This window comes from Paenibacillus sp. FSL H3-0457, from assembly GCF_037981725.1.
Lineage (GTDB): Bacteria > Bacillota > Bacilli > Paenibacillales > Paenibacillaceae > Paenibacillus > Paenibacillus amylolyticus.
Map to the genome: position 1 here is coordinate 2,847,240 of NZ_CP150283.1, position 12,288 is coordinate 2,859,527.

Genomic DNA, 12,288 nt, shown 5'->3' on the forward strand with positions numbered 1-12,288 from the left:
TGTGGTGATGAAGTCAAGTGACAGCAACTTTATAATAACAATCCATTACAACAGTAAAAAACAGTAGAATACATTTAAAAAGTTCAACCAAGTTCAACCAAATTAGACCGTCTGTTGCCCGCACCAATGGTGGGAAGAACAGACGGTTTCTTGTTGTCTCAATACAGATATCATTGGGTTCACGAACGCAGGTTCCAAAATAAATGTTACAGAGGAAAGATTTATGGGGAATGTGTAGAAGAGGCGGAGAATATACATATTATAGTTTCAACTTGTATATACATGTTTACTTATGTAATATAGATATGAAGTTAGCCGAGAACATCACATAAGAGCATTACAATTTATTGGAGGCGTTAACATGAGTTCTAATAACACAACTCCGTCATCTTGGTGGAAGACATCAACGGTGTATCAGGTATATCCGAAGAGTTTTAATGATACAACCGGATCGGGTACTGGAGATATTCGTGGATTAACCGTGAAGCTTGATTATTTGCAGCATCTGGGTATCGATATTGTGTGGTTGCAGCCGGTATATGTATCTCCGCAGCATGATAATGGGTATGACGTAGCGGACTATTATCGGATTAATACGGATTATGGAACGATGGAGGATTTTGACGAATTGCTGAAAGGTCTGAAGGCTCGTGATATGAAACTGATGATTGATATCGTGGTGAATCACTCCTCGACCGATCATGAGTGGTTCCAGCAATCCCGTTCTTCCAAGGATAATCCGTATCGGGATTATTATATTTGGAAAGATCCTGCTCCGGATGGCGGTGTGCCAAACAACTGGCAATCCAAGTTCGGTGGGCCTGCTTGGCAGTTCGATGAACAGACGGGACAATATTTCCTGACTTTATTTGATAAAACGCAGGCAGATCTCAATTGGGAGAATGAAGAAGTACGCAAAGCTGTACGGGATATGATCAAATTCTGGGCCGAAAAAGGTGTGGATGGTTTCCGTATGGACGTGATCAACCTGATCTCCAAAGACCAGCGGTTCCCTGATGATGATGGTAGCGTGTCACCGGGTGATGGACGCAAATATTACACGGATGGACCGCGTGTGCATGAGTACATCACCGAGATGTACGATGAAGTATTCGGGCCTTACAACATGGTGACCGTAGGGGAAATGTCCTCCACAACACTGGAACATTGTATCCAATATTCGAACCCGGCTTCCCGGGAGTTTTCGATGACGTTTAACTTCCATCACCTGAAAGTGGATTATCCGAATGGTCAGAAGTGGGAACTGATGCCGTATGATTTCGAAGCGATGAAGCAACTCTTTAGTGAGTGGCAGACAGGCATGCAAGCTGGTGGTGGCTGGAACGCGCTGTTCCTTAATAACCATGATCAGCCTCGGGCACTGTCCAGATTTGCCGATGATGGTGACTATCGTGCCGAGAGTGCGAAGATGCTTGCAACAACGATACACGGCATGCAAGGTACACCTTATGTCTACCAGGGAGAAGAGATCGGCATGCCGAATCCGGTCTGGAATGACGTTAGCGAGTTCCGCGATATCGAATCAACGAACATGTACCGTCTGCTTCAGGAAGAACGAGGTAAATCCGCTGAAGAAGCTTTCAACATTGTAAAAGAGCGTTCCCGGGACAACTCCCGCACACCGATGCAGTGGAATGGAAGTAAGAACGCCGGATTTACTACCGGAACACCTTGGCTGAAGGTGGATGAGCGGTATCCTTCCATACACGTGGAACAGCAGCTGGCTGATCCAGATTCGATCTACTACCACTACCGCAAATTGATTGCCCTGCGTAAACAGGTTAACGTGCTGATCGACGGTCTGTATGAACGATTGGACGATGCACACCCGGATGTATTTGCGTACGCACGGACCAATGGAAGTGAAACCCTGATTGTTGTATCCAACTTCAGTAAACGAGACGTTACGTTCTCGCTTCCGGAAGCAGTCTGGAATGATCACATTGCAAGCAAATCAGCAGAGTTACTCATAGGAAATACGGAGGCAGCCCCTGTGCTGACGCAGGAAATCTCTCTCAGTCCGTATGCATCCTATATGTGGCTTGTGCCACAACAGGACTAATCACATTTTATAAATAGGAAGTGACACTATGGCAATCGATAAAAAACAGGTTGAGGAGATCGTCCGGGCTGTCGGTGGCAAAGAGAATATTGAAGCTGCTACGCACTGTGTTACACGACTCCGGTTTGCCTTGTACGATGAGAGTAAAGTGGATACTGAAAGTCTGGATCAGAATGATCTGGTTAAAGGACAGTTCTCTTCCCAAGGACAATTCCAGGTCGTTATTGGGCCTGGCCTGGTGGATAAAGTCTATGATGAGATGATTCAGATTACTGGGGGAGATCGTTCTTCCAAGGATGATGTGAAGGCGGTGGCTGGTAAAAAGCAAAATCCAATCCAGCGAGCGATTAAAACACTCTCGGATATTTTCATTCCGATCTTGCCTGCAATCATTACGGCAGGTCTTTTGCTCGGAATTAACAATATTCTGACAGGTCCAGGCATTTTCTTTGATGGAAAATCACTGGTGGATGTTTATCCAGCCTGGAAGGATCTTGCGTCCATTATTAATACGATTGCAAGTACAGCCTTCACGTTCCTGCCGGCGCTAATTGGTTGGGCAGCTGTAAAAAGGTTCGGCGGCAGTCCGCTGCTCGGGATCGTGCTTGGTCTCATTCTGGTACATCCCGATCTGCTGAGTGCATATGGTTACGCTGATGCCGTTAATAATGGCACGGTGCCAACATGGAATCTGTTCGGTTGGGAGATTGAGAAGATCGGTTATCAAGGGCAGGTTCTACCGGTACTGGTATCGGCGTATCTGCTTGCGAAGATGGAGATTTTCCTGAATAAAAGGGTACATGATTCAATTAAACTGCTGGTCGTTGCACCAGTCACGTTGCTGATTACCGGATTCCTGGCATTTACGATCATTGGACCAGTTACATTTGCTATTGCAAATGCAATTACTTCCGGCCTGATCTATGTTTACGATTCATACGCGGCGCTGGGTGGTCTGATCTACGGTGGTCTATACGCTTTGCTTGTTATCACCGGTATGCATCACACGTTCCTCGCGGTAGATGTTCAGCTCATTGGTAGTCAGGGCGGTACGTTCCTATGGCCGATGCTGGCATTGTCCAATATTGCACAAGGTTCAGCGGCACTTGCGATGATGCTTGTCCTGCGTGAAAAGAAAATGAGAGGACTTGCGGCAACGTCCTCGGTATCGGCCTTCCTCGGGGTAACCGAGCCGGCGATCTTTGGTGTTAACATTCGTTACCGTTATCCGTTTATCTTTGGTATGATCGGTTCCGCGATTGGTGGTGTGCTGCTGACGATGAATAATGTTCAGGCAACCTCCATCGGTGTAGGTGGCGTGCCGGGATTCCTGTCGATTTTCCCTAACAAATGGGGTGTCTTCTTCATCGGCATGGCGATTGTCCTGGTTGTACCATTTGTACTGACGGTCCTTTTTGGCAGAGCCAAACTGAGAAAAGAAGATCGTAGTGCAAGCAATGAAACCGTTAATGAGCCTAAAGCGGCTACATCGCAGTCTGCTTCGGGTGTTACCTCTTCAACTGCAAAAACAGATCCAAACCAGCTCACACGTAGTGCAGCTCAAGTAGGGGACGAAGGCGTGAATACACTGGAAATCATGGCGCCATTAACAGGCCAGGCCGTATCACTGGAGCAAGTACCTGATCCGGCTTTTGCCGAGAAACAGATGGGTGAAGGTGTAGCGATTGAACCTTCCGGCAACCTGGTTGTTGCCCCGTTTGATGCTCAGGTAGCTCATGTGATCAAAAGTAAACATGCGGTGATTCTTGAACACGCGAGTGGATTACAAGTTCTGATTCATGTCGGGATTAATACGGTATCCCTCAAAGGTGAAGGCTTCAACATGCATGTGGAAGCTGGCGAGCATGTAAAAGCTGGACAAAAGCTGTTGGAGTTTGATCGTAAGGTAATTGAAGATGCGGGATATCCGCTGATTACACCGATTATCATTCCAGATGGTCAAGATATGGTTGAACGGGTGGAAGTCACGACAGGTGATGTTACATCTAATCAAAATGGTGTGTTGAAGGTTCATCTGAAAGGTTAATTGAATACAACAACAAGAAGGGGCTGCATGATGCGCAGCTCCTTTTTGCTGTATGGTCGTTATTTTCATGACGATCATGGTAAACTGTATATAAAATGGAAGAATCACATTTTTAAAATAATGGTGGTTGGAAAGGTTCTTCTGACAAAGCAAGCTTCAGGCATGTTCGAGTCGTGGCGTTCATATGGTGGAGAAAGAGTTCCTAGATCGATGAGGAGGAGAGCCATGACACGTATTGCGGTGATGGTCATTCATGGGCTGGGTATGCGGAAGGATGGGTACGCGGACAAGCTGATTGCTTGTTTGCATAAGGAATTGGACAAGGTGATGGTCTTGCCTGGAGCCTCTAAACAGATGCTCGATATCGAACCTGTATATTGGGCGGATGTATTTGAGGAGCGGGAAGAGGCGCTCTTTCAACAGCTCGTCAGCTCTCCGGGATTGAACTTTCAGGCGTTGCGCCGATTTGTCATCCATTACCTGGCTGATGCGGTTGCTTATCAACCGGTGGAAAATCAAGGCCATAACTATGATGCCGTACATCGAACGTTGAATCAGGCGATGCATACTCTTGCACAGCGTAATGGACCGGAAGCTCCGCTCTGTGTGGTTGCCCACAGTTTGGGTGCCGTAATCGCCAGTAACTTCTTCTACGATCTGCAATATCCGTCCAGTCGTGTTCCTGAGGTTGTGGATGTGAACTCGGCTCTGGAGCGGGGGGACACGCTGACCAATTTTTACTCGTTTGGTACAACCCTGCCCTTATGGAGTTTGCGTTACCATGACTTTAGTTGCCCAATTCAGGTGCCCTCTTCCCATGTGAATCAGTATTATGCCGGGCTGGAAGGGGAATGGGTGAACTTCTACGATCGGGATGATATTCTGGGTTATCCATTACGCCCCATTGATCCCGCTTATGAGAAAACGGTCAAAGAAGATATTGAAGTGAACTCTGGCGGCGTGGCTATGAGTTGGAATCCGCTAAGTCATGGGGGGTATTTTTCCAATCGAAGCATGAATCGGAGAATTGCTCAGGGGCTGGCTCGAACCTGGACCTGGATAAATCGCTCATAATTAAGAGGTAGTTCAAAACGTCCGCTTTTGATTACGAAGGATGCCTTATGGCATCATCAGTATCGAAGATGGAATTCATCCCATCTTCTTGGTACTGAAAACCGATCTTTTTGAACACGTATTGTAAGTGTATTGAATTTAGGAGGGAATATGTATGGAATGCAGGACAGGCTGTGCCGCATGTTGTATCGTGATCTCCATATCATCACCGATACCGGGCATGGCTCATGGCAAGCCGGCAGGTGTACGTTGTGTGCAGCTTACGGATGATAATCGCTGCGGAATTTTTGGCCAAAAAGATCGTCCTGCGGTATGCAGTGGATTGCAAGCTGAGGAAGAGATATGTGGTAACACCGATCAGGAAGCATTTGATATTCTAACCTGGTTGGAGCAAGAAACTGCACCAAAGGTAATATGAGTAGGTTGTTTTAATGAATTGGGATAATTATACTTAATAGGGAAGAAGGTTGATTAGGGAGAGGAGACGCGAATCCATGGGGCTTGTTAAACGTTTTGTATTGGTTGTAGTGAATATGATCGGAGAGTTATGGATGGGGTTTTACCGACGTAACTCGGATTATTATGACCATCAGACTTCGGAGTCCAAAAGTAAGATTGGCTATTATGCATTTATTATTGGGGCAACAGTGGTTACGGTGGGCATTGTAGGCTGGATGTACAACCGAATTTATTCATAAGTAGTCATTATGCTTAAAATTGAATGAAGCCAAATGCTGAAGTTAAGTCTGTACAAATAAAAGAGAGTATCCGCAGGATGTGGAAACAAATGGATACTCTCTTTGGCATGGGATCAGACAAAATATGATCATTGAAGTGAGGGCTCTGCTTTCTTTTCTTTTAACATATGTACAAGAATCATCTTCAGTACGGAAGAGACGATGAAAAAGATAAACAGGATGCGGAACAATTGATACCCGGATACAACCGAAAGATCGGCATTCACTTCATGTGCCATGATACTCATCTGATCCATCCCGCCAGGGGCCATACTGAGTAGTGAGGTTGCCGCGGAGAGGGAGAACACATTCATTAACAGATAACTCAATCCAAGCGCACCAACAATGAGCAGTACACTACTCATCACCGCTAGCGTGACTGTCTGTGTCTTGCGTTGCAACTGTTCCGGCTTGAGCATCAATCCAACGTGACTGCCAATCATCAATTGCGATACGTTTAAGAGGGAGGTTGGCAGACTGGGTGTGTGCATCGATGTACTTAATTGAACGACACACATGACAATCATGGGACCCAGCATAAAGGCCGTCGGAAATTGGAGTTTGCGTGCAACCCATGCACCCGCTACACAGAGCGGAGCATAGACAAGAATCTCCGGGAAAAGGGAACCCCACGTCCCTACGTCAATGAACGGATGATCCAAACCTCCACCTGCGGTACCTCCAATCCACGGACTGAACAGCAGGAACGGAACACAGAAGACAATCATGATCAGCCGGGTCACCTGCAAAAAGGTAACTAGCGTCAAGTTGATGGATTTCATCTCTTCTGCAAGGGACACCATCTGGGATAGTCCTCCTGGAATGCTGCCCACCAGTAGGGAGGGGAAATCAAAGTCGGTTACCTTTGAAGCGATGTAGGCCGTAATTACACACAATCCGATTAACAGCAACGTCATCAGAAGCATCATGGGAAGTTGTTGCAAAATGCCGTGCAGTGCCTCTTTAGTTAAGGTGAGTCCAATCGAATAACCAACAATCAGAATGCCATAGTCCCGAATGGAGGCAGGCCACATGAGCGGCCATTTGGCGACTTGGGAGCCAAGCAGCATAAATACCATTGGCCCGAGCAACCACGGGATCGGTGTATGAATGATTGTGAACAGCAATCCGCCAAGAACAGAGACACCCAGACTAAGAAAAAACCGAAAGACAACGTGGGAACCAAGCTTGCGCATCAGTTCCATCCGTTTAGCCTACCGGTTGAATGAGGTGGTATGAGATTCAGGTATGCATTCAGGTTTAATGAAGGATTCATGTTCATGTGTGATCACTCCTGATGATGAGATACGTTGCGTTATCTGCGGAACAACCAGACTGCTACTGTTCAACTCATTAAGATCCTGCAAGAGCCGTAGCGGAAGGTTTGGGTTCTCTGAACATTACAAAGTACATCAGTGATGAAATAACGTATAGACAGCCTGTGATGCTGAAAGTGATCGCATAACCCCAATACGTTCCGTACGTGGTGACCAGATAGGATTGAACGGGTCCCATGGTCGCCCAACCAATCATGAACGAGGTCTGCATTAGTGAATTGGCAATGCCGCGGCGTTTGTCAGAGATCCGATCCACCAGTATGGCTGAATGAATGGGATTGGCTGCGTTCATCAATGCTTGTCTGAATAAGAAACTGAGCGAAGCGATGAACAACAGATTGGTGAAGCCTGTTAATAGAAGGAAGGGCAGCGACATGACCTGGAAAATGACAACAGCTCTTACGCTTCCGACCTTTGCCGCCAAGGTAGGACCAATCAGCATGGATACAATAGTCATAATCTGACCAAGTGCAATCAGTAAGCTCATGCCGCTCAGAGAAACCGAGAACCGATTGGTGAAATACAGATTCAGATACGGTACAACCAGTCCAGAACCTAATCCAATTAACAACTGAGTCACTATAAACTGACCAATCAGTCGGGAATCTTTTTTCTTCGTGATCGAATCCACCGTGCTTGGGGTATTCGTTGAACTTTCTTTTAGCTCCGCATTGGGTTGAAGAACGGGTTGCGCCGGAATGGTTGTCTGCGGAGCAGCCTTGCCTTCGGTTACAAATAACAGTGGAATAAATGCAGCCAGTGTTGCTGCACCCCCGACAAATAAAACCGTCTGCAATCCGGTCACTTTGGCGAGTCCAGCCGTATGTAACAAATCTGCGAATACACCGCCGCCCAGGCTACCAAGCACCTGGGAAGCGAGCACAAGGGATGAATAATAACTGAACATCTTCAGCCGCTGGCTTTTCTTGACGTTTTCCGCCAGATAAGGAATGGCCAGTACTTGGAACACCCCAGCGAAAAGGCCAGAGAATACCGCGAACCAGATCAGTCCTGTAGCCGAATAATCGAAGGAGCGTCCAATCAGAAAGATTCCGCTGAATAACGCCCCGGTAATGAGTAATCGCTTGCGGCTGAACAGATCACCGCATAGACCGATAGGAACAAACATAATGGCTGTTGCGAGTGATTGAATACTTACAATCTGGCCGTTCATTGTATCATTATAGCCCAGACCCTGAATGTACAGATTGTACAAGACAGAGAACATGCCATTTCCGATCTGATACAGAATGCTAGCCAGGAAAAACAGTTGAATATTGCGGGACCAGCCGCGAATTTCATCATTAATATGTTGTAAAACTCTCAAGTGGTTCCCCCCAGTCTGCCTGTGCAGTGATTCCAGTTTAACAGGAAAGGGGAATTTGCGGAAGAATTGACCACTGTTTATTTTGGTTCAGGGGCATCAATCACACGAGCAATGACGAATCCATCGTAACCTTTGCTACCGACCGTTTGCAGTGCTGTAGCTTCAAGTCGAGGGTGATCCGCGATCAACTGCAGGAATGATCGAACGCCTTGAACTCTAGGGTCTGTGCTGTCTGTGCGGATCACTTCACCGTCTCTGACGATATTATCACCAATAATAAGACTCCCCGGCCGAGTCAGTCGCAGGGCCCATCTCAGATAATCGGGATTACTCGGTTTGTCAGCATCGATGAAGATCATATCAAACGGTTCCCTGTATTCTTCCTGAACATCGGGAAGGGTGGTAAGGGCAGGACCAACTCTCAGGTCAACCTTGTGCATCAGTCCTGCTCGTGTGAGATTGGCTCGGGCCAAGTCTGCATGGTGTGATTCCGATTCCAGTGAGACGATGCGTCCGTGTTCAGGCAGCGCTCTTGCCATCCAGATGGTACTGTATCCACCCAATGTGCCGATTTCAAGTACACGGGATGCACCTTGGATTTGCAGCAGGAGCTGAAGTAACTTTCCTTGATTCGGTGTTACGTCATGAGCAGGGAGTCCAGCTTCGGCATTGCTTTGCAGTGTATGTTCCAGCAGGGAATCTGATGGAATCAGCAGATCGTTCATGTAGTCGTCGACTTGAGTCCAGGTATGCTGTAGGTTGGTCGTATTTATATTTTTCATGTTCACATGTTCCTTCCCTTGTTCCTTGTATTGGATTTCATATTTCAACTATAAATGGATTTGATACATAAATAAAATATATATTATGTATGTTAATATATATTTAGATTATGTATTTGACGTGGAAGAGGTGTAACACATGAATCTGCATGGATTACGATTATTTCATGCCATCGTGAGATATGGCGGGGTCACTCGTGCCGCAGAGGAACTAAATATTAGTCAACCTGCGGTATCTTCTCAGGTGAAGAAGTTTGAACGTGAATTGGGAATCCAGCTTTTTGTTTCGGAGGGAAGAAGACTGGTGCTTACGGATGCGGGGATACAGTTAACAGGTTATGCGGAACGTCTGTTCATGCTGGAGCAGGATGTCGAGAATTTTGTGCAGGATTTTCGGGAGGGCAAGAAAGGACTGATCCGTCTTACGGCAACCTACTTGCCTTCAAATTTTCTGTTGCCGGGCTGGATTGCGCGGTTTAAGCAAATGCACGAGGATGTGGAGATTGTTGTGAGCACAACCAACACCCGGATGGCTTTTGACCAATTACTTCGTTATGAGGCAGAGATTGCAGTGTATGGTGGAAGTGGCATTACACATGCAGGTGTCCAATGGGATGAATTGTTTGACGATGAGATGTGGTTTGTTGTGCACCCTGACCATCCGTATGCGGGCAAAGAAATCGAGCTGCATGAGATGATGGCAGAACCGTTCATCATGCGCGAAGAAGGCAGTGCCACGCGTGAGCGACTCGTTTCCCTTTGCACAACAAATAACCTGGCCGCTCCCCGCATTGCGCTTCAGTTCAACGGGCTGAACGAAACGATTAGTGCGGTGAAGGCAGGTTATGGGGCCAACTTTATATCTTCTTTGGTTGTGAACGAAGATGTGCAGCAAGGCAGGCTGGCGCGTGTATTTGTTCGAGGTGTACAGCTGAGAAATACGGTTGCCGTATGTACACGAGCCGGGGAGGTATTATCACCTGCTGCACAGCATCTGGTCAAGCTTATCCGCCAAGAAGCTGCTTTGATGAAATAAATAGCGTGATTGTACTTAAAATAACTTAAAGTCCATGTTCAAAAAGACCAGTTTTCAGTATCCTAAAGCGGACTTTTGAACAGCCACTTGAACATGGACAGGTTACTTCTTCTACTATTAACTTTTATTAACTTTCGCTTTGTTGTGAAGTTCCCCATGCATGTAATCGGGCGTATAGGGTTACGCCGCCAATGATCAGGACAGGAATCCAGACTGCAATCATGGGCACACGGTGGAATAACAATGCGGCTGCAATGACGCCGATCAAATAGATGACAACAGCACCTGCACGAAGGTAGGAGTCTGTGGACAAGGCTTTGGTTAACGATCGGATATTGGCATGTCGCAGCTTTTTGAGGATGTTTACGGTATCCTCGACCACAGCGGCCAAATTATTGGTGAGCACGGTTGTTGAGATGCCAGCAATGCCAATGCGGCGTGCCGCAGTTGTTTGCATCCCCATTGCAACGGCTAGGATGACAATTAACAGATAGGACAGTTGTTCTGAAAATGGACTAATCATGGCGATCGCGAACAGCAGGAGCAATATGCTTTCAACAGTAAATACAGCTGTGACCTTAGAAGACCAGCCATTTTTGGTCTGCACAGGTCCAACCATATGTGCTGCAATGGCATTGCCGGCAATAAAACCGATGAGAGCAAGCAATGACCGCAGCACGACAAATTCCTGAGCACGGGCAATGGCAATACCGAGCAGTACAATATTTCCCGTCATATTGGCTGTGAGCACATGCCCCAGTCCCAGATATCCGATCAGGTCCACCATTCCGGCAGACATGCAGAGTAGCAACATGGCGTATTTTTGGAGGGTGTTTTGATTCATCCTATCCGTCCTTTCAAAAAAACGTAGCTCCTCCAGTATACAGCCATAACCCATGCATCTTCAAAATGAAATTCATCGCGCAAGATTTAAGGTGCAGCGAGCCAATCAAACATATTGTTCACCGCTGACTGATGTATTTTCTCGTGAAAATGATGATCCTGCCCGCCATAAGCATGAAATGTGACATCCGCACCTTGGCGCTTAAGCCAGTGATACATTCGGGTTCCGTGACTATAATTCACTTGTGTATCTGATGTACCATGCATGATTAGCACGGGACAAGATAGTTTGTTCGCTTTCGACAAGGGAGAACGGGCGAGATAAGCTTCTGGAACCGTGCGTGGGGAACCACCTAGCACCCGTTTCAATGTACGCCTCAGGTCGGTTCGCTCATGGTAAGTGCGTTCCACATCGGAGACACCGCTCCAAAGAACTAACTTATGTACTTTGTCCGGTCCCTCATTATAGGCAGTTGCGGTATGTACAGCATTAATGGCTCCACGGGAGAACCCCATTAACGATATGCGAGTTGGGTCAACAAAGGGTAAACGCTGTATCAACCGGTAAGCGGCATGCACATCTTCGGCATCTTTTCCGCCATACTCGTCACGACCTTCACCGCCTTCGTTGCCACGATAGGATGGGGCGAACACGATATAACCTTTATGTACAAATTGCTCAAGCCAAACGGTATTTACCCCGCCATAGCTGCCAAGTCCGCCGCGACAATAGAGCAGAACTGGCCACTGTTCCGGTATGTTATCCGTATCATGCATTGTTGCAGCAGGATAATGGCTGGCGAGCGGTTGCAAATGTAGAGACTTATGTATGGAAGCGAGTTCCGGATAGGCAGAGGAGACAGAGCCGGGATGAGAAGTTTCATATGTCGTGATATCAGGTAATGAGCAACCTTGTGGCAGGTATAAATAAGCTTTAACCCGAAGTGTATCGGATGAATATGTCACTTGATAGAGCAGGAAAATCCACCTCTTTTATTAATAATAACAGGCCAAATGACAGG

At 46.9% G+C, this 12,288-nt stretch carries 11 protein-coding genes; 6 read left to right on the forward strand and 5 right to left on the reverse strand.

The genetic code is table 11. The features are described from left to right. The first annotated feature begins 361 nt into the window (after positions 1 to 361). The 5 genes from treC to MHH25_RS12915 all read left to right on the forward strand — a co-directional run bounded on the left by treC (position 362) and on the right by MHH25_RS12915 (position 5,902). Positions 362 to 2,083, forward strand: coding sequence for an alpha,alpha-phosphotrehalase (gene treC / locus MHH25_RS12895; RefSeq protein ID WP_340020143.1), 1,722 nt, complete (start codon positions 362 to 364; stop codon positions 2,081 to 2,083). A 28-nt stretch (positions 2,084 to 2,111) separates the two neighbouring features. Then, positions 2,112 to 4,130 (forward strand): PTS system trehalose-specific EIIBC component, encoded by a 2,019-nt coding sequence (gene treP, locus MHH25_RS12900; protein WP_340020144.1) that lies wholly within the window; start codon positions 2,112 to 2,114, stop codon positions 4,128 to 4,130. Positions 4,131 to 4,355: 225 nt separating this feature from the next. After that, positions 4,356 to 5,204 (forward strand): chemotaxis protein, encoded by an 849-nt coding sequence (locus MHH25_RS12905; protein ID WP_340020145.1) that lies wholly within the window; start codon positions 4,356 to 4,358, stop codon positions 5,202 to 5,204. A 154-nt stretch (positions 5,205 to 5,358) separates the two neighbouring features. Next, positions 5,359 to 5,622: a YkgJ family cysteine cluster protein gene (locus MHH25_RS12910; protein WP_340020146.1), complete on the forward strand. Its 264-nt coding sequence runs from the start codon at positions 5,359 to 5,361 to the stop codon at positions 5,620 to 5,622. A 76-nt stretch (positions 5,623 to 5,698) separates the two neighbouring features. Continuing rightward, on the forward strand, positions 5,699 to 5,902 hold the full coding sequence (locus tag MHH25_RS12915) for a hypothetical protein (protein WP_017688872.1): 204 nt from the start codon (positions 5,699 to 5,701) through the stop codon (positions 5,900 to 5,902). A 128-nt stretch (positions 5,903 to 6,030) separates the two neighbouring features. Here MHH25_RS12915 and MHH25_RS12920 read toward each other — a convergent pair whose 3' ends face one another. The 3 genes from MHH25_RS12920 to MHH25_RS12930 all read right to left on the reverse strand — a co-directional run bounded on the left by MHH25_RS12920 (position 6,031) and on the right by MHH25_RS12930 (position 9,387). After that, positions 6,031 to 7,146 carry an AbrB family transcriptional regulator gene (locus MHH25_RS12920; protein WP_340020148.1) on the reverse strand — a complete coding sequence of 372 codons (1,116 nt, stop codon included), beginning with the start codon at positions 7,144 to 7,146 and terminating at the stop codon, positions 6,031 to 6,033. A gap of 148 nt (positions 7,147 to 7,294) precedes the next feature. Continuing rightward, entirely contained in the window at positions 7,295 to 8,605 is a 1,311-nt protein-coding gene (locus tag MHH25_RS12925) for an MFS transporter (RefSeq protein ID WP_340020149.1), read from the reverse strand. 77 nt (positions 8,606 to 8,682) lie between these two features. Further along, the gene (locus MHH25_RS12930; RefSeq protein ID WP_091034944.1) at positions 8,683 to 9,387 is read right to left on the reverse strand and encodes an O-methyltransferase; all 705 of its coding nucleotides are present in this window, start codon (positions 9,385 to 9,387) and stop codon (positions 8,683 to 8,685) included. A gap of 139 nt (positions 9,388 to 9,526) precedes the next feature. On the opposite strand from MHH25_RS12930, the gene MHH25_RS12935 reads away from it, so the two are divergent. Continuing rightward, positions 9,527 to 10,423: a LysR family transcriptional regulator gene (locus MHH25_RS12935; RefSeq protein ID WP_036608744.1), complete on the forward strand. Its 897-nt coding sequence runs from the start codon at positions 9,527 to 9,529 to the stop codon at positions 10,421 to 10,423. 127 nt (positions 10,424 to 10,550) lie between these two features. Here the strand turns inward: MHH25_RS12935 and MHH25_RS12940 are convergent, their stop codons facing one another. Then, a complete protein-coding gene (locus tag MHH25_RS12940) occupies positions 10,551 to 11,267 on the reverse strand; it encodes a YoaK family protein (RefSeq protein ID WP_340020150.1) in 717 nt (238 codons plus the stop codon). A gap of 86 nt (positions 11,268 to 11,353) precedes the next feature. After that, positions 11,354 to 12,232 carry a prolyl oligopeptidase family serine peptidase gene (locus MHH25_RS12945; protein ID WP_051449714.1) on the reverse strand — a complete coding sequence of 293 codons (879 nt, stop codon included), beginning with the start codon at positions 12,230 to 12,232 and terminating at the stop codon, positions 11,354 to 11,356. Positions 12,233 to 12,288: the final 56 nt, after the last annotated feature.

Bases quoted from the DNA above. Each gene is read 5' to 3' on its own strand.
- treC (WP_340020143.1), top strand. From the start codon at position 362: ATGAGTTCTAATAACACAACTCCGTCATCTTGGTGGAAGACATCAACG.
- treP (WP_340020144.1), top strand. From the start codon at position 2,112: ATGGCAATCGATAAAAAACAGGTTGAGGAGATCGTCCGGGCTGTCGGT.
- MHH25_RS12905 (WP_340020145.1), top strand. From the start codon at position 4,356: ATGACACGTATTGCGGTGATGGTCATTCATGGGCTGGGTATGCGGAAG.
- MHH25_RS12910 (WP_340020146.1), top strand. From the start codon at position 5,359: ATGGAATGCAGGACAGGCTGTGCCGCATGTTGTATCGTGATCTCCATA.
- MHH25_RS12915 (WP_017688872.1), top strand. From the start codon at position 5,699: ATGGGGCTTGTTAAACGTTTTGTATTGGTTGTAGTGAATATGATCGGA.
- MHH25_RS12920 (WP_340020148.1), bottom strand. From the start codon at position 7,146: ATGGAACTGATGCGCAAGCTTGGTTCCCACGTTGTCTTTCGGTTTTTT.
- MHH25_RS12930 (WP_091034944.1), bottom strand. From the start codon at position 9,387: ATGAAAAATATAAATACGACCAACCTACAGCATACCTGGACTCAAGTC.
- MHH25_RS12935 (WP_036608744.1), top strand. From the start codon at position 9,527: ATGAATCTGCATGGATTACGATTATTTCATGCCATCGTGAGATATGGC.
- MHH25_RS12940 (WP_340020150.1), bottom strand. From the start codon at position 11,267: ATGAATCAAAACACCCTCCAAAAATACGCCATGTTGCTACTCTGCATG.